Source organism: Variovorax sp. WDL1, assembly GCF_001541225.1.
Taxonomy (GTDB): Bacteria; Pseudomonadota; Gammaproteobacteria; order Burkholderiales; family Burkholderiaceae_C; genus Variovorax.
In genome coordinates this window covers 139,003-161,196 of sequence record NZ_LMTS01000027.1, presented here as the reverse complement: position 1 = coordinate 161,196, position 22,194 = coordinate 139,003, and the positions used below count along the sequence as shown (strand labels likewise).

Annotated in this window: 22 protein-coding genes; 19 read left to right on the top strand and 3 right to left on the bottom strand. The window is 68.4% G+C overall.

Annotated features, from left to right (window positions below):
• The first annotated feature begins 57 nt into the window (after positions 1-57).
• The 12 genes from atpE (at position 58) to APY03_RS05780 (ending at position 11,941) form a co-directional block, all read left to right on the top strand.
• Positions 58-321: a F0F1 ATP synthase subunit C gene (atpE, locus tag APY03_RS05835; RefSeq protein ID WP_019657641.1), complete on the top strand. Its 264-nt coding sequence runs from the start codon at positions 58-60 to the stop codon at positions 319-321.
• A gap of 86 nt (positions 322-407) precedes the next feature.
• Complete coding sequence (locus APY03_RS05830) at positions 408-878, top strand: F0F1 ATP synthase subunit B (protein ID WP_068674811.1); 471 nt, start codon at positions 408-410, stop codon at positions 876-878.
• Between the two features lie 10 nt (positions 879-888).
• Positions 889-1,419 carry a F0F1 ATP synthase subunit delta gene (locus APY03_RS05825; RefSeq protein WP_068674809.1) on the top strand — a complete coding sequence of 177 codons (531 nt, stop codon included), beginning with the start codon at positions 889-891 and terminating at the stop codon, positions 1,417-1,419.
• A gap of 36 nt (positions 1,420-1,455) precedes the next feature.
• Positions 1,456-3,009 carry a F0F1 ATP synthase subunit alpha gene (atpA, locus tag APY03_RS05820; RefSeq protein WP_068674807.1) on the top strand — a complete coding sequence of 518 codons (1,554 nt, stop codon included), beginning with the start codon at positions 1,456-1,458 and terminating at the stop codon, positions 3,007-3,009.
• A 21-nt stretch (positions 3,010-3,030) separates the two neighbouring features.
• Complete coding sequence (atpG, locus tag APY03_RS05815; protein ID WP_068674805.1) at positions 3,031-3,906, top strand: F0F1 ATP synthase subunit gamma; 876 nt, start codon at positions 3,031-3,033, stop codon at positions 3,904-3,906.
• Positions 3,907-3,952: 46 nt separating this feature from the next.
• Entirely contained in the window at positions 3,953-5,368 is a 1,416-nt protein-coding gene (gene atpD / locus APY03_RS05810; protein WP_068674922.1) for a F0F1 ATP synthase subunit beta, read from the top strand.
• Between the two features lie 21 nt (positions 5,369-5,389).
• Positions 5,390-5,809 carry a F0F1 ATP synthase subunit epsilon gene (locus APY03_RS05805; RefSeq protein ID WP_068674803.1) on the top strand — a complete coding sequence of 140 codons (420 nt, stop codon included), beginning with the start codon at positions 5,390-5,392 and terminating at the stop codon, positions 5,807-5,809.
• A 251-nt stretch (positions 5,810-6,060) separates the two neighbouring features.
• The gene (locus tag APY03_RS05800; RefSeq protein ID WP_068674920.1) at positions 6,061-7,230 is read left to right on the top strand and encodes an ROK family protein; all 1,170 of its coding nucleotides are present in this window, start codon (positions 6,061-6,063) and stop codon (positions 7,228-7,230) included.
• Positions 7,227-8,747, top strand: coding sequence for a sugar ABC transporter ATP-binding protein (locus APY03_RS05795; RefSeq protein WP_068674800.1), 1,521 nt, complete (start codon positions 7,227-7,229; stop codon positions 8,745-8,747). The genes APY03_RS05800 and APY03_RS05795 overlap by 4 nt, the downstream gene beginning before the upstream one ends.
• Positions 8,716-9,741, top strand: coding sequence for an ABC transporter permease (locus APY03_RS05790; RefSeq protein WP_068674798.1), 1,026 nt, complete (start codon positions 8,716-8,718; stop codon positions 9,739-9,741). Before APY03_RS05795 ends, APY03_RS05790 begins: the two co-directional genes overlap by 32 nt.
• Positions 9,742-9,813: 72 nt before the next feature.
• A complete protein-coding gene (locus APY03_RS05785) occupies positions 9,814-10,776 on the top strand; it encodes a substrate-binding domain-containing protein (protein ID WP_068674795.1) in 963 nt (320 codons plus the stop codon).
• A 7-nt stretch (positions 10,777-10,783) separates the two neighbouring features.
• Positions 10,784-11,941 (top strand): Gfo/Idh/MocA family protein, encoded by a 1,158-nt coding sequence (locus APY03_RS05780; RefSeq protein ID WP_068674793.1) that lies wholly within the window; start codon positions 10,784-10,786, stop codon positions 11,939-11,941.
• On the opposite strand, the gene APY03_RS05775 is transcribed toward APY03_RS05780, so the two are convergent.
• Complete coding sequence (locus tag APY03_RS05775; RefSeq protein ID WP_068674792.1) at positions 11,886-12,488, bottom strand: nucleoside 2-deoxyribosyltransferase; 603 nt, start codon at positions 12,486-12,488, stop codon at positions 11,886-11,888. The genes APY03_RS05780 and APY03_RS05775 overlap by 56 nt on opposite strands.
• Before the next feature lie 232 nt (positions 12,489-12,720).
• Between APY03_RS05775 and APY03_RS05770 the strand changes: the two genes are divergently transcribed.
• The 4 genes from APY03_RS05770 to APY03_RS05755 all read left to right on the top strand — a co-directional run bounded on the left by APY03_RS05770 (position 12,721) and on the right by APY03_RS05755 (position 16,333).
• The gene (locus tag APY03_RS05770) at positions 12,721-13,317 is read left to right on the top strand and encodes a hypothetical protein (RefSeq protein ID WP_197913162.1); all 597 of its coding nucleotides are present in this window, start codon (positions 12,721-12,723) and stop codon (positions 13,315-13,317) included.
• Complete coding sequence (locus APY03_RS40005) at positions 13,314-13,829, top strand: hypothetical protein (protein ID WP_083944181.1); 516 nt, start codon at positions 13,314-13,316, stop codon at positions 13,827-13,829. Before APY03_RS05770 ends, APY03_RS40005 begins: the two co-directional genes overlap by 4 nt.
• Positions 13,830-13,935: 106 nt before the next feature.
• Positions 13,936-14,178, top strand: coding sequence for a hypothetical protein (locus APY03_RS05760; RefSeq protein ID WP_068674791.1), 243 nt, complete (start codon positions 13,936-13,938; stop codon positions 14,176-14,178).
• Positions 14,179-14,254: 76 nt separating this feature from the next.
• Positions 14,255-16,333, top strand: coding sequence for an NAD(+) synthase (locus APY03_RS05755; RefSeq protein ID WP_068674790.1), 2,079 nt, complete (start codon positions 14,255-14,257; stop codon positions 16,331-16,333).
• A gap of 77 nt (positions 16,334-16,410) precedes the next feature.
• On the opposite strand, the gene APY03_RS05750 is transcribed toward APY03_RS05755, so the two are convergent.
• Positions 16,411-17,022: an alpha-ketoglutarate-dependent dioxygenase AlkB gene (locus APY03_RS05750; protein ID WP_068674789.1), complete on the bottom strand. Its 612-nt coding sequence runs from the start codon at positions 17,020-17,022 to the stop codon at positions 16,411-16,413.
• 1 nt (position 17,023) lies between these two features.
• Positions 17,024-17,248: a DUF3606 domain-containing protein gene (locus tag APY03_RS05745; protein WP_068674788.1), complete on the bottom strand. Its 225-nt coding sequence runs from the start codon at positions 17,246-17,248 to the stop codon at positions 17,024-17,026.
• Positions 17,249-17,484: 236 nt separating this feature from the next.
• On the opposite strand from APY03_RS05745, the gene APY03_RS05740 reads away from it, so the two are divergent.
• The 3 genes from APY03_RS05740 to APY03_RS05730 form a co-directional block, all read left to right on the top strand.
• Positions 17,485-18,582, top strand: coding sequence for a ligase-associated DNA damage response exonuclease (locus APY03_RS05740; RefSeq protein ID WP_068674787.1), 1,098 nt, complete (start codon positions 17,485-17,487; stop codon positions 18,580-18,582).
• Complete coding sequence (locus tag APY03_RS05735) at positions 18,579-20,225, top strand: ATP-dependent DNA ligase (RefSeq protein ID WP_068674786.1); 1,647 nt, start codon at positions 18,579-18,581, stop codon at positions 20,223-20,225. The genes APY03_RS05740 and APY03_RS05735 overlap by 4 nt, the downstream gene beginning before the upstream one ends.
• 8 nt (positions 20,226-20,233) lie before the next feature.
• Positions 20,234-22,194, top strand: a 1,961-nt coding sequence (locus APY03_RS05730; protein ID WP_443082798.1) for a ligase-associated DNA damage response DEXH box helicase, incomplete at its 3' end; no start/stop codon positions are given.

The window sequence follows — 22,194 nt, the reverse complement described above, 5'->3', positions numbered from 1 at the left end:
GTTCGTTCCGCTTTCGTTTTTTCTTTTTCTCTTCAACCAAAGTCCTTAGGAGTCATCATGGAAGTTATTAGCTTTGTCGCTCTGGCCGCCGGCCTGATCATCGGTCTGGGTGCCGTGGGCGCTTGTATCGGCATCGGCATCATGGGCAGCAAGTACCTCGAGTCGGCCGCCCGCCAGCCCGAACTGATGGGTGAACTCCAGACCAAGATGTTCCTGCTGGCCGGTCTGATCGACGCCGCGTTCATCATCGGTACCGGTATCGCGCTGTGGTTCGCCACCGCCAACCCCTTCCTCTCGCAGATCGCCAACCTGCCGAAGTAATCGAGCGCAGGCTTCTCGTCGAAACCGCGCGTGCTTCCTTTCATGAAGAACTGCGCTGGATTTCAAACTCAAAGAGAGGGTGAAAAGTGAGCATTACCGGTACCCTGATCGTCCAGATGATCGTGTTCCTGATCCTGGTCGGGTTCACGATGAAGTTCGTGTGGCCGCCGATCGCAAAGGCGCTGGATGACCGTGCCCAGAAGATCGCCGAAGGCCTGGCTGCGGCCGACAAGGCCAAGGTCGCGCTGTCCGAGGCGGACAAGCGGGTGGAAGTCGAGCTGGGCAAGGCGCGCAACGAGTCCGCGCAGCGCCTGGCCGATGCCGAACGTCGTGCGCAGGCCATCGTTGAAGAGGCCAAGGCCCGCGCCACGGAAGAAGGCAACAAGATCGTGGCGGCCGCCCGCGCCGAAGCCGAGCAGCAGGCCGTGAAGGCGCGCGAGGCGCTGCGCGAGCAGGTGGCCGTGCTGGCCGTCAAGGGCGCCGAGCAGATCCTGCGCAAGGAAGTGAATCCGGCCGTGCACGCCGATCTGCTTTCGCGCCTGCAGACCGAACTCTGAAACGGACGCCATGGCTGAACTCGCCACCATTGCACGCCCCTATGCCGAAGCGCTGTTCAAGGCGTCTTCGACGGACCTTGCCGGCGCCGGCGCTTGGCTCGAGAGGGTGGCGGCCATCGCCGCCAATCCCGAGCTGCAGCAGTTCGCCGACAACCCCAAGGCCACGCCCGAGCAGGTGCTGGGCGTGATTGCCGGCGCCAACGGTGCCGCGCTGCCCCCCGCCGCCAGCAACTTCCTGATGGCCCTGCTCGAGAACGGTCGATTCACCGCCCTGCAGGAGATCGCCAGGCAGTTCCGGGCCTTGGCGAATGCACAGAGCGGCTCGTCCGATGCGGTGGTGTTCAGTGCCTTCCCCATCGACGCCGCGGCGCTCAATGGCGTGGCCACCGCGCTCGAAAAGCGCTTCGGCCGCAAGCTGCAGCTCACCGTCGAGCAGGATCCGTCCCTGATCGGCGGCATCCGCGTGGTGGTGGGTGACGAGGTGCTCGACACCTCCGTCAAGGCGCGCCTCGAACAAATGAAAGTTGCGCTGGCAGCCTGAGGCCGCCAGCCCCCTTAACGAAAGAAGGAAAGAGTCATGCAACTCAATCCCGCAGAAATTTCCGAGCTGATCAAGAGCCGCATCGAGGGCCTCGGCGTCAGCGCGAACATCCGCAACGAGGGCACCGTGGTGTCGGTGACCGACGGCATCGTGCGCGTGCACGGCCTGTCGGACGCGATGCAGGGCGAAATGCTCGAGTTCCCGCCTTCTGCCGACGGCACCCCGTCCTTCGGCTTGGCGCTGAACCTCGAGCGCGACTCAGTCGGCGCCGTGATCCTGGGCGAGTACGAGCACATTTCCGAGGGCGACACCGTCAAGTGCACGGGCCGCATCCTGGAAGTGCCGGTCGGCCCGGAGCTCATCGGCCGCGTGGTGAACGCCCTGGGCCAGCCGATCGACGGCAAGGGCCCGGTGAACGCCAAGCTGACGGACGTGATCGAGAAAGTCGCCCCCGGCGTGATCGCGCGGAAATCGGTGGACCAGCCGATGCAGACCGGCCTCAAGTCCATCGACTCGATGGTGCCGATCGGCCGCGGCCAGCGCGAGCTGATCATCGGCGACCGCCAGACCGGCAAGACCGCCGTGGCCATCGACGCGATCATCAACCAGAAGGGTCAGAACATGACCTGCGTCTACGTCGCGATCGGCCAGAAGGCTTCCTCGATCAAGAACGTGGTGCGCGCTCTGGAGCAGGCCGGTGCGATGGACTACACCATCGTGGTGGCGGCCTCCGCTTCCGAATCGGCCGCGATGCAATACGTCGCCGCCTACTCGGGCTGCACCATGGGCGAGTACTTCCGCGACCGCGGGCAGGATGCGCTGATCATCTATGACGACCTGTCCAAGCAGGCCGTCGCATACCGTCAGGTGTCGCTGCTGCTGCGCCGCCCGCCGGGCCGCGAAGCCTACCCCGGCGACGTGTTCTACCTGCACAGCCGCCTGCTGGAGCGCGCTGCCCGCGTGAATGCCGACTACGTCGAGGCCTTCACCAAGGGTGAGGTCAAGGGCAAGACCGGCTCGCTGACCGCGCTGCCGATCATCGAGACGCAGGCCGGCGACGTGTCCGCCTTCGTGCCGACCAACGTGATCTCCATCACCGACGGCCAGATCTTCCTGGAAACCAACCTGTTCAACGCCGGTATCCGCCCCGCCATCAACGCCGGTATCTCGGTGTCGCGGGTGGGTTCGTCGGCGCAGACCAAGGTGATCAAGGGCCTCTCGGGCGGTATCCGTACCGACCTTGCTCAGTACCGCGAACTCGCGGCCTTCGCGCAGTTCGCTTCGGACCTGGATGAAGCCACCCGCAAGCAGCTGGACCGCGGCGCCCGCGTGACCGAGCTGCTGAAACAGCCGCAGTACAGCCCGCTGCCCATCTCGCTGATGGGTGCTTCGCTGTTCGCGGTCAACAAGGGTTTCATGGACGACCTCGAGGTCAAGCAGGTGCTTCCCTTCGAGCACGGCCTGCACCAGTTCCTCAAGTCCAGCCACGGCGCGCTGCTCGACAAGATCGAGCAGGCCAAGGCGCTCGACAAGGATTCCGAGGCCGAGCTGATGGCGGCGATCACTTCCTTCAAGAAGTCCTTCGCCTGATCGACCCAAGGAGTAGTCTCAATGGCAGCCGGTAAGGAAATCCGCGGCAAGATCAAATCGGTGGAGAACACCAAGAAGATCACCAAGGCCATGGAAATGGTGGCCGCGTCGAAGATGCGCAAGGCGCAGGACCGCATGCGTGCCGCCCGGCCGTACAGCGAGAAGATCCGCAACATCGCGGCCAACCTCGGCCAAGCGAACCCGGAGTACACGCACGCCTTCATGAAGGTCAACGAGGCGAAGGCCGTGGGCTTCATCGTCGTGACGACCGACAAGGGCCTGTGCGGCGGCATGAACACCAACGTGCTGCGCGCCGTGACCGCCAAGCTGCGCGAGCAGCAGCAGGCCGGCAATGCGGTCGAGGCGGTGGCCATCGGCAACAAGGGCCTTGGCTTCCTCAACCGCATCGGCGCGCGCGTGGTCTCGCATGTCACCCAGCTGGGCGATACGCCGCACCTCGACAAGCTGATCGGCCCGATGAAGGTGCTGCTCGACGCCTATGCCGAGGGCAAGCTGAGCGCGGTCTACCTGTGCTACACCAAGTTCATCAACACGATGCGCCAGGAGTCGGTGGTGGAGCAGTTGCTGCCGCTGGCGGCCGACGCGCTGAAGATGGAGAAGGGCCAGCACTCGTGGGACTACATCTACGAGCCCGATGCGCAGAGCGTGATCGACGAGCTGCTGGTGCGCTACGTGGAGTCGCTGGCCTACCAGGCGGTGGCCGAGAACATGGCCTCGGAGCAGTCGGCGCGCATGGTCGCGATGAAGGCCGCCACCGACAACGCCGGCAGCGTGATCGACGAGCTCAAGCTGGTCTACAACAAGACCCGCCAGGCCGGCATCACCAAGGAGCTGTCGGAGATCGTGTCGGGCGCCGCGGCAGCCGCCGGTGTCTGAGCCTCGGTCCGACCTCAACCAGATTCAATTTTTATCGGAGCAGATGATGGCTCAAGAAGCAGCAGTTCAAGGCAAGATCGTTCAATGCATCGGCGCCGTGGTGGACGTGGAGTTCCCGCGCGACAAGATGCCCCGGATCTACGATGCCCTCAAGTACGAACAAGGCGGCCTGACGCTCGAAGTGCAGCAGCAGCTCGGCGACGGCGTGGTGCGCACCATTGCACTGGGCTCGTCCGACGGCCTGCGCCGCGGCATCGTGGTCACCAACACCGGCGCGCCGATCACGGTGCCGGTCGGCAAGGCCACGCTGGGCCGGATCATGGACGTGCTCGGCCGCCCGATCGACGAGCGTGGCGAAGTGGGCCAGGAACTCACCGCTTCCATCCACCGCAAGGCCCCCGAGTACGACGAGCTGTCGCCCTCGCAGGACCTGCTGGAAACCGGCATCAAGGTGATCGACCTGGTCTGCCCCTTCGCCAAGGGCGGCAAGGTGGGCCTGTTCGGCGGCGCCGGCGTGGGCAAGACCGTGAACATGATGGAGCTCATCAACAACATCGCCAAGGCGCACTCGGGCCTGTCGGTGTTCGCCGGCGTGGGTGAGCGCACCCGCGAGGGCAACGACTTCTATCACGAGATGGCCGAATCGGGCGTGGTGAACCTCGAGAACCTCCCCGAATCGAAGGTCGCGATGGTCTACGGCCAGATGAACGAGCCCCCGGGCAACCGCCTGCGCGTGGCGCTGACCGGCCTGACGATCGCCGAGTCCTTCCGCGACGAAGGCCGTGACGTGCTCTTCTTCGTCGACAACATCTACCGCTACACGCTGGCCGGTACCGAAGTGTCCGCGCTGCTGGGCCGCATGCCTTCCGCCGTGGGCTACCAGCCGACGCTGGCCGAGGAAATGGGCCGCCTGCAGGAGCGCATCACCTCCACCAAGGTGGGCTCGATCACCTCGATCCAGGCCGTGTACGTCCCCGCGGATGACTTGACCGACCCTTCGCCGGCGACCACCTTCGCCCACCTGGACTCCACCGTGGTGCTGTCGCGCGACATTGCCTCGCTGGGCATCTACCCCGCCGTGGATCCGCTGGACTCGACCTCGCGCCAGCTCGACCCGCACGTGGTCGGCGAAGAGCACTACAACGTGGCCCGCGCCGTGCAGGGCACGCTGCAGCGCTACAAGGAACTGCGCGACATCATCGCCATCCTGGGCATGGACGAGCTGGCACCGGACGACAAGCTGGCCGTGGCCCGCGCCCGGAAGATCCAGCGCTTCCTGTCGCAGCCGTTCCACGTGGCCGAGGTGTTCACCGGCTCGCCCGGCAAGTACGTGCCGCTGTCCGAGACCATCCGCGGCTTCAAGATGATCGTGAACGGCGAGGCCGACCACCTGCCGGAGCAGGCCTTCTACATGGTGGGCAGCATCGACGAGGCCTTCGAGAAGGCCAAGAAGGTCGCCTAAGGCGGCTGCATAGGAATCCAGATGGCAAACACCATTCACGTCGACGTGGTCAGTGCCGAGGAGTCCATCTTCTCGGGCGAGGCCAAGTTCGTCGCGCTGCCGGGTGAAGCCGGCGAGCTCGGCATCTATCCGCGCCACACGCCGTTGATCACGCGCATCCGCCCGGGTGCCGTGCGCATCGAGACGGCCGACGGCGGCGAGGAATTCGTCTTCGTGGCGGGCGGCATCCTGGAAGTGCAGCCCCATGTCGTCACCGTGCTCTCCGACACCGCGATCCGCGGCAAGGATCTCGATGAAGAGAAGGCGAACAAGTCCAAGGCCGCCGCGGAGGAAGCGTTGAAGAACGCCAAGAGCGACATCGACATCGCGCTGGCCCAGTCGGAGCTGGCCGTGATGGCCGCCCAGATCGCCGCCCTGCGCAAGTACCGCCAAAAGAAGTAGCCGGGGCAGCTAGCACCAGCGCCGGCAGAAACGGCTCGGCGGTGTTCGCGAACGACAAGGCCGCCTTCGGGCGGCCTTGTGCTTTGAGCGGCGCCTCTGCTTTGGTCTTGATCAGGCCGAAGTTCAATCTTGTTCGGCTGAAGCCCAGCGCCTAGTATTCGCCTTCGGTTGGGGCACCTTGTTGCCCGGGCCGAAGACGAATAACGGAGACAAGACGCTTGGCACCCTGGAACGGCCTGACCGCCGACGAGATGGCGCTGCTGGAAACGACCTTCTGGTCGGCCGGCGGCTCGCGTCATGCCATGGCCGAGCGGCTCGGCTTCTCCAAGAGCAAGGCCAATGCGCTGATTGCCGGGCTGGTCGAGCAGGGCCTGCTGGCCGAGGCCGGCCTGCAACGCTCCTCGGGCGGGCGCCGCGCCGAGAATCTCCAGCTGCACGAGGGGCTGGGCGTGCTGGTCGGCGTAGACATCGGCGCCACCAGCCTCGACGTCGCCGTGCTGCGGCCCGACCTGAGCGTGCTGGCCCAGCACGCCGAGCCTGCCGACGTGCGCGAAGGCCCCGGCGTCGTCCTGGCCCGCGTCCGCGTGCTGATGCGCGAGTTGCTCGGCCGCTGCGGCTTCGGACCGAAGCAGGTGATCGGCATCGGAATCGGCGTGCCGGGCCCAGTGAACTTCGAGATTGGCCAGCTCGTGAACCCGCCGCTGATGCCGGCCTGGGACAGCTTCTCGATTCGCGACTATCTGCGCGAGGACTACGCCGCGCCGGTCTTCGTGGACAACGACGTGAACCTGATGGCACTCGGCGAGCTCTGGCGCCTGAAACGCTCGCTGTCCAACTTCCTCGTCATCAAGGTCGGCACCGGCATCGGCTGCGGCATCGTCTGCCACGGCGAGGTGTACCGCGGCGCGGCCGGCTCCGCCGGCGACGTCGGCCATATCTGCGTCGACCAGGAAGGGCCGCTGTGCCATTGCGGCAACCTGGGCTGCGTCGAGGCGATGGCGGCCGGCCCGGCTATCACGCGCATGGCCGTGCACGCGGCTGAAGCGGGGGAAAGCCGCGCACTGGCCGAGCGGCTGCGCGCGCAGGGCGGCCTCGACGCGGTCGACGTCGGCCAGGCCAGCCGCGCCGGCGACGCGGCCGCCAATGCCATCGTGCAGCGGGCGGGCCAGCTGATCGGGCAGATGCTGGCCTCGATCGTCAACTTCTTCAATCCCTCGCATGTCTTCATCGGCGGTGGCATCACCCGCATCGGCCCGCTGTTCCTGGCGGCGCTTCGCCAGAGCGTCTACCACCGCTCGCTGGCGCTTTCGACGCGGCACCTGGAGATCCAGTACACCCCATTGGGCGCGCAGGCCGGCCTGGTCGGCGCGGGCGTGCTGGCGATGCACGAGACGCTCAAGGTCAGGGGGGTGGCGCCATGACGCAGCAGCACCCGCCCAAGCGCAGCGTCGCCGTCGAGTTCGAGCAGGTGGTGAAGGCCTTCGGGCCGGTGCAGGTGCTGCACGGGGTGAGCTTCTCGCTCGAGCCCGGGCGCGTCTATGGCCTGCTGGGCGAGAACGGCGCCGGCAAGTCCACGCTGATGAAGATCCTGGCTGGCTACGAGCCGATCAGCGGAGGCACGGTGCGCGTCAACGGCGAGCCGCAGCAGTTCGCCAGCTCGCGCGAGGCCGAGGCGCTGGGCATTGTGCTGATCCACCAGGAGTTCAACCTGGCCGAGGATCTGAGCGTGGCGCAGAACATCTTTCTAGGCCACGAAAAGAAGAAGGGCTGGCTGCTCGACGACGCCGCCATGGAGCGCGACGCAGCAGCCGCGCTCGCGCAGGTGGGCCTGAAGGTCGACCCGCGAACCAAGGTGCGCCGCCTCATCGTGGCCGAGAAGCAGCTGGTGGAGATCGCCAAGGCGGTCTCCCGCCATGCGCGCCTGCTGGTGATGGATGAGCCCACCGCCACGCTCACGCCCGGCGAAACCGACCGCCTCTTCCGTCTGATCGCGCAGCTGCGCGCGGACGGCGTCACCATCGTCTACATCTCGCACAAGCTCGACGAGGTCGAGCGCGTGACCGACGAGGTGATCGTGATGCGCGACGGCCGCTTCGTGACGCGCGCCCCCACAGCCGAACTCACGCGCCACCAGATGGCCAACCTGATGGTGGGCCGCGAACTGGCCGACCTCTACCCGCCGCGCGATCCGGTCACGGTAGACCCGGCGCCGGCCTTGCGTGTGCGCGATTTCAGCGTTCCCGGGTGGGCCGAGAAGGCCAGCTTCGAGGTCCGCCCCGGCGAGATCCTCGGCTTCGCCGGCCTGGTAGGCGCTGGCCGCACGGAGCTCTTCGAGGGCCTGCTCGGCCTGCGCCCCGCCAGCGGCCAGGTCGAGATCGGCGGCAAGGCCGTTCAGTTGCGCCACCCGCGCGATGCCGCGCGCCATGGCCTCACCTACCTCAGCGAGGACCGCAAGGGCAAGGGCCTGCATGTCCACCTGGGCCTGCGCCAGAACCTCACGTTGATGGCGCTGGAGCGCTATGCCCGGCCCTGGCTCAAGCCCGAGGCCGAGCGCAGTGCGCTGGCCGCCGCGGTGAAGGACTTCGGCATCCGCACCGGCGACCTCGACGCGCGCGCCTCCTCGCTCTCGGGCGGCAACCAGCAGAAGCTCGCGCTGGCCAAGGTGCTGCAGCCCAAGCCGAAGGTGGTGGTGCTCGACGAGCCCACGCGCGGCGTCGATGTCGGTGCCAAGCGCGACATCTACTTCCTGATCCAGCGGCTGGCTCGCGAGGGACTGGCCGTGATTGTCGTCTCCTCCGAATTGATGGAGCTGATCGGCCTGTGCCACCGCGTCGCGGTGATGCGCGCGGGCCGGCTCGTCGCCACGCTGGATGCGAGCCAACTGACCGAAGAGGAGCTCATCGCCCATGCCACCGGAACAGCAGCAAGCCACGCCTGAAGCCGCGGGCGCCATGCACCGCAGCGAATCCAAGCCGCGCTGGACCGAGCGCCTGCACGGCCTCGGCCCCGTCATCGGCCTGGTGCTGCTGTGCATCGCCGGCACCCTGCTCAACGGCGACTTCGCCACCGTCGACAACGCGATGAACGTGCTCACCCGCACCGCCTTCATCGGCATCATCGCGGTGGGCATGTGCTTCGTGATCATCTCGGGCGGCATCGATCTCTCGGTGGGCTCGATGGCCGCGCTGATCGCGGGCTGCGTGATCATGTTCATCAACGCGATGGGGCCGGCACTCGGCTCGCCGCTGCTGGCCGTGGTGCTGGGGGCCGTGTTGGCCGTGGTGCTGGGCGCGGTCTTCGGGCTGGCGCACGGACTGCTGATCACCAAGGGGCGCATCGAGCCCTTCATCGTCACGCTCGGGACGCTGGGCATCTTCCGCGCCTACCTGACCTACTTTGCCGATGGTGGCGCGCTCACGCTGGACAACGAGCTGTCCGACCTCTATGCGCCGGTCTATTACGCGAGCCTGCTGGGCATCCCGGTGCCAGTCTGGGTGTTCCTGGTCGTCGCGGCGATCGGCGGCCTGATCCTCAACCGCACCGCCTACGGCCGCTATGTGCAGGCGATCGGCTCGAACGAGCAGGTCGCGCGCTACGCCGCCGTGGGGGTCGATGGCGTGAAGATCCTCACCTATGTGCTGCTGGGCGTGTGCGTGGGCATCGCGACGCTGCTCTACGTGCCGCGCCTGGGCTCGGCCTCGCCTACCACGGGCCTGCTGTGGGAACTGGAGGCGATTGCCGCGGTGATCGTCGGCGGCACCGCGCTCAAGGGCGGCGCGGGCAGCATCACCGGCACCGTGATCGGCGCCATCCTGCTCTCGGTCATCAGCAACATCCTCAACCTCACGAGCATCATCAGCGTGTACCTCAATGCCGCGGTGCAGGGCTTCGTGATCATCGTGGTCGCCTTCCTTCAGCGCGGGCGGCGCTAGCGCCTCCCTTCCCGGAAGTCAAAGAAGTCGAAGAAGTTTTCCGACGACAGTTTTTCAACAAGGAGACAGCAAATGAATCCCATCACCCGACGCCTCGCACTTACCGCGGTCGCCGTCGCCGCGCTTGCCGCCGGTCCGGCCCTGGCCGCCGAGAAGGTAAACCTCGGCGTCTCGATCCCGGCCGCGACGCACAGCTTCATGGGCGGCATCAACTACTGGGCCAACCAGGCGAAGAAGGACCTGGAGAAGGAGCACAAGGACCTCAAGATCACCATCAAGACGGCGGCCAACGCGCCCGAGCAGGCCAACCAGCTGCAGGACCTCTCGACGGTGACCAAGATCAACGCGCTCGTGATCTTTCCCTTCGAATCTGCTGCGCTCACCAAGCCGGTGGCCCAGGTCAAGGCCAAGGGCACCTACGTCACGGTCGTCGACCGCGGCCTGACCGACACCAGTGCGCAGGACGCCTACGTGGCCGGTGACAACACCGCCTTCGGCAAGATTCCCGCCGAGTACATCGCCAAGAAACTCAACGGCAAGGGCGACATCGTGGCGCTGCGCGGCATCGCCACCACGCTGGACAACGAGCGCATGGACGCGTTCAACGGCGTGCTGAAGAACTACCCCGACATCAAGCTGCTGGACGCCAAGTACGCCAACTGGAACCGCGACGACGCCTTCAAGGTCACGCAGGACTACCTGACGCGCTTCAAGAAGATCGACGCCATCTGGGCGGCCGACGACGACATGGCCTTCGGCGTGCTCAAGGCCATCGAGCAGGCCAAGCGCGACGACATCAAGGTCATCTTCGGCGGCGCCGGTGCCAAGGGCATGGTCAAGACCATCCTCGACGGCAAGGACCCGCGCATCCAGGCCGACGTCAGCTACTCGCCCAAGTTCATCTACGACGCGATCAAGCTCACGGCCGAGGCGCGGCTGAAGGGCGAGAAGTTGCCGGCGACCACGATCATTCCCTCGGTGCTCATCACCAAGGAAAACGCCAAGGACTTCTACCACCCCAACTCACCCTTCTGAGGTCCCGATGCCGGCGACACGCAAGCTGCGCTACGCCATGGTCGGCGGCGGGCGCGATGCCTTCATCGGCGCGGTGCACCGCAAGGCGATCGCGCTCGACGGGCAGGCCGAGCTGGTGGCCGGCGCGCTGTCGTCCAGCGCGGAGAAGGCGAAGGCCTCCGGGCGCGAGCTCTGGCTGGCCGACGCCCGCAGCCACGGCGACTGGCGAGCCCTGCTCGACGACGAGCTGAAGCGCCCGGAGGAAGAGCGCATCGACTTCGTCTCCATCGTCACGCCCAACCACCTGCACTTTCCCGTGGCGCAAGCCTTTGTCGAGGCCGGCTTCCACGTGGTGTGCGACAAGCCGCTGGTGCATACCGGCGCGCAGGCCGATGCGCTGGTCGCTGCCGTGGCGCGCCAGGGCACGGTGTTCGCCGTGACCTACAACTACACCGGCTACCCGATGGTGCGCGAGGCGCGCGAGATGGCGAGGAGCGGCCGGCTCGGCGAGATCCGCAAGGTGGTTGTCGAATACAACCAGGGCTGGCTCGCAACCCAGCTCGAGAAGGAAGGCAACAAGCAGGCCGCGTGGCGCAGCGACCCTGCGAAGAGCGGCGCGGCCGGTGCCATCGGCGACATCGGCTCGCACGCCGAGAACCTGGTCGCCACCGTGACGGGGCTCGAGATCGAAAGCCTCTGCGCCGACCTGAGCGCGCTGGTGCCGGGCCGCGCGCTCGACGACGACGGCAGCGTGCTGCTGCGCTTTTGCGGCGGGGCGCGCGGCGTACTGATCGCATCGCAGGTCAACACCGGGCTGGAGAACGACCTGCGCCTGCGCGTCTCGGGCACGCTCGGCACGCTGGTCTGGCGGCAGGAGCAGCCCAGCGAGCTGCTGCACCTGCCGCATGACGGCCCGCGCCGCGTGCTGACGCGCGGCGCGCCGTGGCTGGGCGAGTCGGCGCGGCGCGCGAGCCGGCTGCCCAGCGGGCATCCCGAGGGCTTCATCGAAGCCTTCGCCAACGTGTATGCCGGCGTCGTGGCCGATGTTCGCGCACGGCTCGCCGGCCGACAGGCCGATGCGCTGGAGGCCGACTACCCGCGGGTGGAAGACGGCGCGCGCGGCGTGCGCTTCATCGAGCGCGTGGTGGCGTCGGCCGGGAGCGAGGCGAAGTGGACGGCGTGGTGAGCTCCCGGTTTGCAGGAAGCAGCTTCGCCAACCGCGCGAGGGCTGCTTCGGCCGTCGACTCGATCGCCGCCGAGCACGCCAGCATCAAGTTCAGCCGCTGGCCCAGGCCTTCCACCATCACGCCGCTGCCGCGCTCACGCATGACGCCGCTTGCGTCCTGCGTGCATGCAATGGCCGTGCAGACCCGGCTCGCATAGCTGCCCGCCGGCACGCCATAGGCCACCACCGGCTTGCCCAGTGCCACCGCGAAGCCGACCTCGAACACGGTGCCCGAGTCCGGCTCGAGGCCGCGGAAGTCCACCAGGTTGGCAATGACGCCGTCGGCCTGCCGGATGAGAGCGATGTTGCCCTCGTAGATCCGGCGCGCCCGCTCGTCGTCGCTGCCGGCGAAGTCCGCGCCCAGGCCGCCGTCGGAGGGCTCGACGCCCTCCAGGCCGAGGCGCCCGCATGCGGCTTTCAGGTCCAGGTAGACCCGTTCGCAGTCGCGAAGGAAGATGTCCGGGCCTGCGAGGTAGACGCGAGGCCGGCGTGGTCGGGGCTGGTGCATGGTCGCGCTCGTGGTCGCCTGGTCATCGCTGGGGCTCGCATTGTCCGGCACGCGAGGCCCCAGCGCGCGGGGCGCGCGTGGGCCGACGCTGCGTAGGCGGGGTCCCACAGCAGTAACGTCCCTGCGCTGCCGACCCGTTGCCGCACGCGAAATCAGCATTCATGCATCCGCACGTGGTCGCTGCTGCATCCGCGGCGCGCACGGACGGTGCTTCGATGTGAAGGGGAGATGTATGGACGCCGAGAGCATGCAAGCCCTGTGGGTCTTGGGAATCGTCGTGGCGCTTGCCCTGGTCGCGCTGGCCGCTTATTTGTTCTACCGAAAACGCCAGTCGGGCCTGCTTGCGGCGCGCTTCGGCGACGAGTACGACCGCGCCGTCAAGCAACACGGCAGCCGGGCGAAGGCAGAAGCAGAGCTTCGGCAACGCGCGGCACGGGTAGGGCAGTTGAACATCGTTGCACTGGCACCGGGCGAAGCAGCGCGCTTCAGCAGCGCGTGGAACAGGGTGCAGGCCGAGTTCGTCGACAACCCGACCGGCGCCGTGACGCAGGCCGACCAGCTGGTGCGCGAGCTGATGCAGAAGCGGGGTTACCCGATGGGGGACTTCGAGCATCGCGCGGCAGACATCTCGGTGGACCATCCGGCGGTGGTGAGGAACTACCGCGCGGCGCAGGCCATCCATGCGCGCACCCTGAGCGGCGAGGTCGAGACCGAGGAACTGCGCAAGGCCGTGGTGCACTACCGTGCGCTGTTCGATGAATTGCTTGAAGTCCGCGTGGAAGACCCCCCGCGGCGAATGCCGGCGAGACCGGTGGAGGCACGATCATGATCTTCGATACCAGGCGGAGCGAGCGGAAAGAGCGGGACGTTGCGGCCCGACCTGCGCCGATCCGGAACGCGGATGCCAGCGTTGCGCCGGACGACTTCGAGCGGCCGGTTGCGCAGCACCCACAGCAGTTGCAGGAGCCGCAACCGCCGCAGCAACGACATCAGCCGGAGCCGTCACAGGCGGCACAGGTGCATCCGCGGCCCGACACGCCGCAGCCCGACGGCGCCGCCGACGAGTCGCTGGCCCCGCTGTTCACGCCCGAGGCAGCTCGGGACTTCCGTGCCAGCTGGGACGCCGTGCAGATCGGCTTCGTCGACGACCCGCAGCGGGCCGTGCGCCAGGCCGACGAGCTGGTGAGGCAGATGCTGCAGAACCTGTCGCAGACTTTCTCCGACGAGCGGGCGGGACTGGACGCGCGCGGCGACGGGGTGGCTGATGCCGCCTCGACGGAGAAGTTGCGCGTGGCCCTGCGTCGCTATCGCGCCTTCATGCAGCGGCTGCTCTCGCTGTGAGCCGCAATGCAATGGTGATGCGCAAAAGAGAACCGAAGCGGACCCGCCGCCGCGTGACATCGGCGAGGCAACCCGGCAACAAAGGTCTGGAACAAAGGAGCGTGACATGAACGAGCCCCAAAAGCCCAAGAGCCCCGACATCCAGGGCGAAGGCAACTACGAAGCCACCCGGCGCTACGACAAGGCCACGACCGATTTCGTGAAGTCGGGCAAGGTCGACGCGGCGGCGCAAGATGCAAGTCCCAAGAGCGAGGCCGAAGCCGAAGCGATGCGCAAGGCCGAGCAGGAAGGCAAGTCGCACGCCAAGGGCGAGGACCCGGCCTTGCGCAAGGGCGGCGCTCCGAAATAAGGCAGGGTGCCATGCGGGGAAGGGCCGGGTTCGCGAGCCATGGGCGGCATCCGCCGCGTGAGGCCACAATCCGGCCATGACCGAGCACGAGTTCCTGAATCCCTACACCCACGGCTTCGCGCGCATGGCCGTCGCGGTGCCGCGCAACCGGGTCGCCGACCCGGTGTTCAACACCGCCGAGACACTGCGCCTGTACCGCGAGGCCGCGGCTGACGGCGCCGTCCTCGTTGCCTTCCCGGAGCTGGGGCTCTCGGCCTATACCTGCGACGATCTGTTCCACCAGGCCGCGTTGCTCGATGCCTGCGAGCGCGCCCTGCTGGAGGTGGCCGCCGCCTCCAGCGATATCGGCGCAGTCGCCGTGGTGGGCCTGCCGCTGCGCGTGGACCACCGGCTCTTCAACTGCGCCGCCGTCGTGGGCGACGGCCGGGTGCTCGGCGTTTTGCCGAAGACGTACCTGCCCAACTACGGGGAGTTCTACGAGGGGCGCCAGTTCAACGGCGCCGACACGGCGGTGGCCACGGAGCTGGTGCTCGGCGGCCAGCGCATTCCCTTCGGCACCGACCTGCTGTTCCAGTCGCGCCAGCTGCCGCTCTTCAAGCTGCATGTCGAAATCTGCGAGGACGTGTGGGTGCCCATTCCGCCGTCCAGCTATGCGGCGCTCGCCGGCGCAACGGTGCTGGTGAATTTGTCGGCCTCCAACATCACGATCGGCAAATCGGACTACCGCCACCGGCTGGTCAGCCTGCAGTCGGCGCGCTGCCTGGCGGCCTACCTCTACACCTCGGCCGGCATCGGCGAATCGACCACCGACCTGGCCTGGGACGGCCAGGCGCTGATCTACGAAAGCGGCGACATGCTGGCCGAGAGCGAGCGCTTCCGCAACAGCTCGCATTTCGTCGCGGCCGACGTGGACCTGGAGCGCGTCTCGCGCGAGCGCATGCGGCAGAACAGCTTCGGCACCTCGGTCCACAAGCACAAGGAGGCGCTCGCGGGCTGGCGCACCGTCGAGTTCGAACTGCCCGTCCCTGCGCAGGTGCCGCACGGCCTGCTGCGGCAGGTGGCCCGCTTCCCCTACGTACCCTCGGACGCGGCCACGCGCGATGCGCGCTGCAGCGAGGTCTTCAACATCCAGGTGCAGTCGCTGGTCCAGCGCATCGAGGCGGCCCGAATCGGCAAGCTGGTGATCGGCGTTTCCGGCGGCCTCGACTCCACCCATGCGCTGCTGGTGTGCGCGCAGGCCATGGACCGGCTGGGCAAGCCGCGCTCCGACATCCTGGGCTTCACCATGCCCGGCTTCGCGACCACTGGGCGCACGCTGGCGCAGGCGCACCGGCTGATGGCCAGCATCGGCTGCACCGCACGCGAGATCGACATCCGTCCCAGCTGCCGCCAGATGCTGGAGGACCTGGGCCATCCCTTCGCGCAGGGCAAGCCGCAGTACGACATCGCTTTCGAGAACGTACAGGCCGGCGAGCGCACCAGCCATCTGTTCCGGCTTGCCAACTTCCATGGCGGCATCGTGGTGGGCACCGGCGACCTGAGCGAGCTCGCGCTCGGCTGGTGCACCTACGGCGTAGGCGACCACATGTCGCACTACAACGTGAACGCGAGCGTGCCCAAGACGCTGATCAAGCACCTGGTGCATTGGGTCGAGACCACGAAGCTGCTGGGCGACGAGGGCAGTGGCGTGCTGCGCGACATCCTCGAGACCGAGGTCAGCCCGGAGCTGATCCCGACGGCCGATGCACCCGCGACCGGCGAAGGCATCGAGGCCCAGCCCGGCCAGCGCACCGAGGACACCATCGGTCCCTACGAGTTGCAGGACTTCCATCTCTACTACACGCTGCGCTACGGCTTCAGGCCGAGCAAGGTCGCCTTCCTGGCGCACGCGGCCTGGGGCGACCGCACGCGGGGGCGCTGGCCCGACGAGCTGCAGAAGGAACGCAACGAGTACGGGCTGGCCGACATCAAGCGCCACCTCGGCACCTTCCTCTACCGCTTCTTCAAGACCAGCCAGTTCAAGCGCTCCTGCGTGCCGAATTCGCCCAAGGTCGGCTCGGGCGGCTCGCTGTCCCCGCGCGGCGACTGGCGCGCGCCCAGCGATTCGGAAGCAGAGGTGTGGCTGGAAGATCTGAAGCGCGTACCCGCGTCCTGAATGGCCGGCCGGCGCGGGCCGGTTCGTCCCGAGACCCTCGACCCGTTGCTGCAGCGCGTCGCGAGCGCTGAAGCGCTTCAGGGGCCGTGCGCCACCGCCGTGCGCAGGGTGATCGAATAGCGCAGCGACTGGACCGGCGTCACGCGGTGCTGCCAGCGCCAGCGCGCGGGCCCGCGCATCCGGTAGATCGAACGTGGCTCGATCACGAGATCGATATGGGGGGCAGGGCGGCCCCGTGCATCCCTGACCGGCGGATAGGGCCTGAACTGCAGCAGGCCCGCGCCCAGCAGCGAGATGCCTACGACCTCCTCGAATTCCGGCACGTCGCGGTGCCAGCCCAGCGGGGTGCCCGGGCGGTATTCCGCCACCAGCATGTGGACCAGCACGTCCGGCGCCACCTCCAACCACCGCGCGACCTTGTCGCGCAGCGGCACCAGCCGGGGCGGCAGGTCCGGCGAAGGCCGCAGCCGGTTGGCGTCGAAGTCGTAGTGGCCGCCGAAGCTGATGCCGCGGCGCCGTGCGGTGTAGTCCTTGTAGCGCATCTGCTCCAACGGCAAGGCTTGCACGACGTGCAGCAGCTCGCGTTCCTCGGTGGGGTCCAAAAAATCGTCTTCGTAGCTCCAGCCCTCCAGCAGTGCGGCGGGAGACTCGTCGAAGAGCGCGGCCTGCGCGAGATGAGCCGCTGGCATGCTAGGCCGAGGCGCGCGTCTTGCCGTGCGCGGACGCCCCGCTGCGACCCGCCCTCAAGTGCCATTCGATGTCCATCGCGCGGCTGCCGACGGCGCGCACGGCTTCGCGCAGACGGTCGTGCGAGACGTCGAGCCGGCGCGACCATTTGTCGAGCTCTCGGGCGCTGCTGATGTCGATGCGTTCGGGCTGCGCGCCGCCGCGCGCGCCGTCTGCCGTGGTCTTCATGGGCTTCGCTCCTGGATGCTGGTCCTCGTGAGGGAGCCCACCGTAGGTGTCTCGGCTCCGCTCATCTGTAGGAGATCAGCCATCCGGCCTGCCCGCCATGCCGAACAGGCTGGGCGTGCCATTTCCTCCTGCGCGGATGCGTGCCGCGCGCGGCAAGTACCGCGGCGAAAGCCCCGCATCGCGCGCGACGCGGGCCTACACGCTTGCCGTGTGAGCCCGGGCTAGCATGGCCTGCCATGCCGCCCCAAGACCTCGTCGTTGCGCGCCCCGAAGGCCTGTACTGCCCGCCCGGCGACTTCTACATCGACCCGTGGCGGCCGGTGGACCGCGCGGTCATCACGCACGGGCACTCCGATCACGCGCGCGTGGGGCATGGGCACTACCTCGCGCACGAGGACAGCGCCGGCACGCTGCGCGCACGACTCGGCGACGTCACGCTGCAGACGCTTCCCTACGGCCAGGCGATCGATCACCACGGCGTGCGCCTGTCGCTGCATCCGGCTGGCCACGTGCTGGGTTCGGCGCAGGTGCGGCTCGAGCACGGCGGCCGCGTGTGGGTCGCCTCCGGCGACTACAAGACCGAGCCCGACGGCACCTGCGCGCCCTTCGAGCCGGTGCCCTGCGACACCTTCATCACCGAATCCACCTTCGGCCTGCCGATCTACCGGTGGCCGGCACAGGCCGCGCTCTTCGCGGAGATCGACGACTGGTGGCGCGCCAACGCGAAGCACGGGCGCGCCTCGGTGCTGCTGTGCTATGCCTTCGGCAAGGCGCAGCGGATCCTGCACGGCGTGGACGCGAGCATCGGGCCGATCGTGGTGCATGGCGCGGTGGAGCCGCTGAACGCGGTCTACCGCGCGGCCGGCGTGGTGCTGCCGCCCACGCTGCGCGTCACGGACCCCAGCGTGGACGCGGCGCTGCTCAAGCGCGCCCTGGTGCTGGCGCCGCCGTCGGCCGCCGGCAGCCCGTGGATGCGGCGCTTCGGCCAGTACTCGGATGCCTTCGCCAGCGGCTGGATGCAGCTGCGCGGCACGCGCAGGCGCCGCGGCGTGGACCGGGGCTTCGTGATGTCTGACCACGCGGACTGGCCGGGCCTGCAGCAGGCCATCGCCGCGACCGGCGCCGAGCGGGTGTTCGTGACGCATGGCAGCGTGGCGGTGATGGTACGGTGGCTGCAGGAGAACGGGCTGGATGCGCGGGCCTTCCAGACCGAGTACGGCGACGAGGACATGGAAGCCGGTGCGAGCGCGAGCGCCCAGAGCCCCCATCCCGACCTTCCACGGGAGGGGGAAGGAGAGAAGCCAGAGGGGCAACGGGACGTCGCCGAACCATGAAACAGTTCGCCGCGCTCTACCGCGAACTCGATGCGAGCACCTCCAACCTCGTGAAGCAGGCGGCGCTGCAGCGCTACCTGCAGGCTGCCGACCCCGAGGACGCCGCCTGGGCCGTGTACTTCCTGGCGGGCGGACGGCCGCGGCAGCTGGTGCCGACCAAGCTGCTGCGGCTGCTGGCACAGCAGGCCGCAGGCCTGCCGGAGTGGCTGTTCGACGAGAGCTACGAGGCGGTGGGTGATCTGGCCGAGACGCTCTCGCTGCTGCTGCCGCCGCCCACCGAGGCGCACGACCTGGGCCTCGCCACGTGGATCGAGCAGCACCTGCTGCCCTTGCGCGGGATGCCGCCCGAGCCGCTCGCCGGTGCACTGCGCGCGCAGTGGCGCCAGTTGGCGCCGGAGGAGCGCCTCGTCTACTTCAAGCTCATCACAGGCGCCTTCCGCGTCGGTGTCTCGCGCCTGCAGGTCACGCAGGTGCTGGCGGCGATGAGCGGGCTCGATCCCAAGCGGGTCGCGCAGCGGCTGATGGGCTACACCCACATCACGGGCCGGCCGGGCGCGGCCGACTTCGCGGCGCTGATCGCGCCCGAGAGCGGCAACGAGCAGGACCGCCGGGCCGGCGGGCAGCCTTACCCCTTCTTCCTCGCGCATCCCTTCGCGCTGCCGCTCGAGCAGTTCGATGCGGTCATGGGGCCGCCCTCGCAGTGGCTCATCGAATGGAAGTGGGACGGTATCCGCGCGCAACTCGTGCGGCGCGCCGGCCAGGTGTGCCTGTGGTCGCGCGGCGAGGAGCTGGTGACGGACCGCTTTCCCGAGTTGGCCGAGATGGGGCGGGCGCTGCCCGACGGCACGGTGCTCGACGGCGAGATCGTGGTCTGGCGCGATGACCGGGCGCAGCCCTTTGCCGACCTGCAGAAGCGCATCGGCCGCAAGACGCTGGGACCGAAGCTGTTGCGCGAAATCCCGGTGGTGGTGCTGGCCTACGACCTGCTCGAATGGGAAGGCCGCGACCTGCGGGCGCTGCCGCAGCACGAGCGGCGCGTGCTGCTCGACGACCTCATCGCGACGGCGCAACACCCTGCGCTGATCGCGAGTCCGATGCTGCACGGCGAGAGCTGGCAGGATCTCGCGCGCCAGCGCGAGTCGTCCCGGGCGATGGGCGTGGAAGGCATGATGCTCAAGCAGCGCCATGCGGCCTACGGCGTCGGCCGCACCAAGGACGTCGGCCTGTGGTGGAAGTGGAAGATCGACCCGCTCTCGGTCGACGCCGTGCTGGTCTACGCGCAGCGCGGGCATGGACGCCGCGCGAGCCTGTACAGCGACTACACCTTTGCGGTGTGGGACGCGCCGCCCGAGGTCGAAGGACGCATGCTCGTGCCCTTCGCCAAGGCCTATTCCGGCCTGAGCGATGCCGAGATGGCGCGCGTCGACGCGATCATCCGGCGCACCACCATCGAGAGCTTCGGGCCGGTGAGGAGCGTGACGCCCACGCTGGTCTTCGAGCTCGGTTTCGAGGGCATCGCACGCAGCGCACGACACAAGAGCGGCATCGCGGTGCGCTTTCCGCGCATGCTGCGCTGGCGCGAGGACAAGCCGGTGGAGGAGGCCGATACCTTGCAGACGCTGGCGGCGCTGCTGCCGGCATGAGCATGAGCATGAGCCGGCTCGACGATTGGTTCGCGTCGCGCGGCTGGAATGCCTTCGACTTTCAACGCCGCGTCTGGCAGGCCCTGGCCGAAGGCCGTTCCGGCCTGCTCCACGCCACCACGGGCGCCGGCAAGACCTACGCGGTCTGGCTCGGCGCGCTGCAGGCATTCTCAACAGCGCCCGCGAGCAAGAAGCCGCCGCCGCTGACGGTGCTTTGGCTGACCCCGATGCGCGCCCTGGCCGCCGATACCTTGCGCGCGCTGCAGCAGGCCCTCGATGCGCTGCAGCCCGACTGGAGCGCAGCCGCCCGCAGCGGCGACACCTCTTCGGCCGAGCGCAGCGCACAGAACCGGCGCATGCCGACGGTGCTGGTCACCACGCCCGAGAGCCTCTCTCTGCAGCTTGCGCGCGACGATGCCAGGGAGGCGCTGGGCTCGCTGCGCCTGGTGGTGGTCGACGAATGGCACGAGCTGCTGGGCAACAAGCGCGGCGTGCAGGTGCAGCTCGCGCTGGCGCGGCTGCGTCGCTGGAATGCCGGGCTCTGCACCTGGGGCATGTCGGCGACGCTCGGCAATCTGCAGGACGCCATGCGCACCCTGCTGGCCGGCGGCGACGGCGTGCTGGTGCAGGGTGAAGTGCCCAAGCAACTGCTCATCGACTCGCTGCTGCCGGGGCGCGCCGAACGCTTTCCATGGGGCGGGCACCTCGGGCTCACCATGCTGCCGCAAGTCGTCGGGGAGATCGCCGCCAGCGCGAGCACGCTGGTCTTCACCAACACGCGCTCCCTGTCCGAGATCTGGTACCAGGCCCTGCTCGAGGCGAGGCCCGAGTGGGCCGGGCAGATCGCGCTGCACCACGGCTCGCTGGACCGCGCGGTACGCGAGTGGGTGGAACTGGGCCTGAAATCCGGCGCGCTCAAGGCTGTGGTCTGCACCTCCAGCCTGGACCTCGGCGTGGACTTCCTGCCGGTGGAGCGCGTGCTGCAGATCGGCTCGGCCAAAGGCGTGGCGCGGCTGTTGCAGCGTGCCGGCCGCTCGGGCCACGCGCCGGGGCGGCCTTCGCGCATCACGCTCGTGCCCACGCACAGCATCGAGATCGTGGAGGGTGCCGCCGCGCGCGACGCCGTGGCGCAAGGCCGCATCGAGGAGCGCCGATCGCCGGCGCAGCCGCTGGACGTGCTGGTGCAGCACCTGGTCACGGTCGCGCTCGGCGGCGGCTTCGTGCCGGACGATCTCTATGCGGAGGTGCGCTCCACCGTCGCGTATGCCGGGCTGTCGCGCGAGAGCTGGCAGTGGTGCCTGGACTTCGTGGCGCAGGGCGGGCCCTCGCTGGCGGCCTACCCCGACTACCGACGCGCGGTGCCCGACGCCGAGGGCGTCTGGCGCGTGCCCGATACGCGCCTGGCGCGCCGGCACCGCATGAACATCGGCACCATCGTCAGCGACGCCAGCATGGCCGTGCAGTACCTGCGCGGCGCCAGGATCGGCAGCGTGGAGGAAAGCTTCGTCGCCCGCATGAAACCGGGCGACTGCTTCCTCTTCGGCGGCAGGCTGCTGGAGCTGGTACGGGTGCACGACATGACGGCCTGGGTACGGCGCGCGAGCGGCCGCAAGCCCTCCGTGCCGCGCTGGAACGGCGGGCGCATGCCGCTGACGAGCACGCTGGCCGATGCCGTCGTGCGGCAGCTGGCGCGGGCCGATGCCGGCTGCTACGACACCCCTGAGCTCCAATGCGTCCGGCCGCTGCTCGAGATCCAGCAGCGCTGGTCCGCCCTGCCGACGCCCGAGACCCTGCTGGCCGAGCTGCTGAAGACGCGCGAGGGTTGGCATCTCTTTCTCTACCCCTTTGCGGGGCGGCTGGTGCACCTGGGCCTGGCCAGCCTGCTCGCCTGGCGCGTCGCCCAGCACCAGCCGCGCACCTTCTCGATCGCAGTGAACGACTACGGCTTCGAGCTGCTCTGCGCGGGCGA

What these genes read in the sequence shown, in the direction of transcription:
- APY03_RS05760 (WP_068674791.1), top strand. Translation starts at nt 13,936, where the DNA reads ATGAACGAGCCCCAAAAGCCCAAGAGCCCCGACATCCAGGGCGAAGGC.
- APY03_RS05740 (WP_068674787.1), top strand. Translation starts at nt 17,485, where the DNA reads ATGCCGCCCCAAGACCTCGTCGTTGCGCGCCCCGAAGGCCTGTACTGC.
- APY03_RS05805 (WP_068674803.1), top strand. Translation starts at nt 5,390, where the DNA reads ATGGCAAACACCATTCACGTCGACGTGGTCAGTGCCGAGGAGTCCATC.
- APY03_RS05800 (WP_068674920.1), top strand. Translation starts at nt 6,061, where the DNA reads ATGGCGCTGCTGGAAACGACCTTCTGGTCGGCCGGCGGCTCGCGTCAT.
- APY03_RS05795 (WP_068674800.1), top strand. Translation starts at nt 7,227, where the DNA reads ATGACGCAGCAGCACCCGCCCAAGCGCAGCGTCGCCGTCGAGTTCGAG.
- APY03_RS05745 (WP_068674788.1), bottom strand. Translation starts at nt 17,248, where the DNA reads ATGAAGACCACGGCAGACGGCGCGCGCGGCGGCGCGCAGCCCGAACGC.
- APY03_RS05755 (WP_068674790.1), top strand. Translation starts at nt 14,255, where the DNA reads ATGACCGAGCACGAGTTCCTGAATCCCTACACCCACGGCTTCGCGCGC.
- APY03_RS05735 (WP_068674786.1), top strand. Translation starts at nt 18,579, where the DNA reads ATGAAACAGTTCGCCGCGCTCTACCGCGAACTCGATGCGAGCACCTCC.
- APY03_RS05750 (WP_068674789.1), bottom strand. Translation starts at nt 17,022, where the DNA reads ATGCCAGCGGCTCATCTCGCGCAGGCCGCGCTCTTCGACGAGTCTCCC.
- APY03_RS05825 (WP_068674809.1), top strand. Translation starts at nt 889, where the DNA reads ATGGCTGAACTCGCCACCATTGCACGCCCCTATGCCGAAGCGCTGTTC.
- APY03_RS05775 (WP_068674792.1), bottom strand. Translation starts at nt 12,488, where the DNA reads ATGCACCAGCCCCGACCACGCCGGCCTCGCGTCTACCTCGCAGGCCCG.
- APY03_RS05790 (WP_068674798.1), top strand. Translation starts at nt 8,716, where the DNA reads ATGCCACCGGAACAGCAGCAAGCCACGCCTGAAGCCGCGGGCGCCATG.
- APY03_RS05770 (WP_197913162.1), top strand. Translation starts at nt 12,721, where the DNA reads ATGGACGCCGAGAGCATGCAAGCCCTGTGGGTCTTGGGAATCGTCGTG.
- atpE (WP_019657641.1), top strand. Translation starts at nt 58, where the DNA reads ATGGAAGTTATTAGCTTTGTCGCTCTGGCCGCCGGCCTGATCATCGGT.
- APY03_RS40005 (WP_083944181.1), top strand. Translation starts at nt 13,314, where the DNA reads ATGATCTTCGATACCAGGCGGAGCGAGCGGAAAGAGCGGGACGTTGCG.
- atpD (WP_068674922.1), top strand. Translation starts at nt 3,953, where the DNA reads ATGGCTCAAGAAGCAGCAGTTCAAGGCAAGATCGTTCAATGCATCGGC.
- APY03_RS05785 (WP_068674795.1), top strand. Translation starts at nt 9,814, where the DNA reads ATGAATCCCATCACCCGACGCCTCGCACTTACCGCGGTCGCCGTCGCC.
- atpG (WP_068674805.1), top strand. Translation starts at nt 3,031, where the DNA reads ATGGCAGCCGGTAAGGAAATCCGCGGCAAGATCAAATCGGTGGAGAAC.
- APY03_RS05780 (WP_068674793.1), top strand. Translation starts at nt 10,784, where the DNA reads ATGCCGGCGACACGCAAGCTGCGCTACGCCATGGTCGGCGGCGGGCGC.
- atpA (WP_068674807.1), top strand. Translation starts at nt 1,456, where the DNA reads ATGCAACTCAATCCCGCAGAAATTTCCGAGCTGATCAAGAGCCGCATC.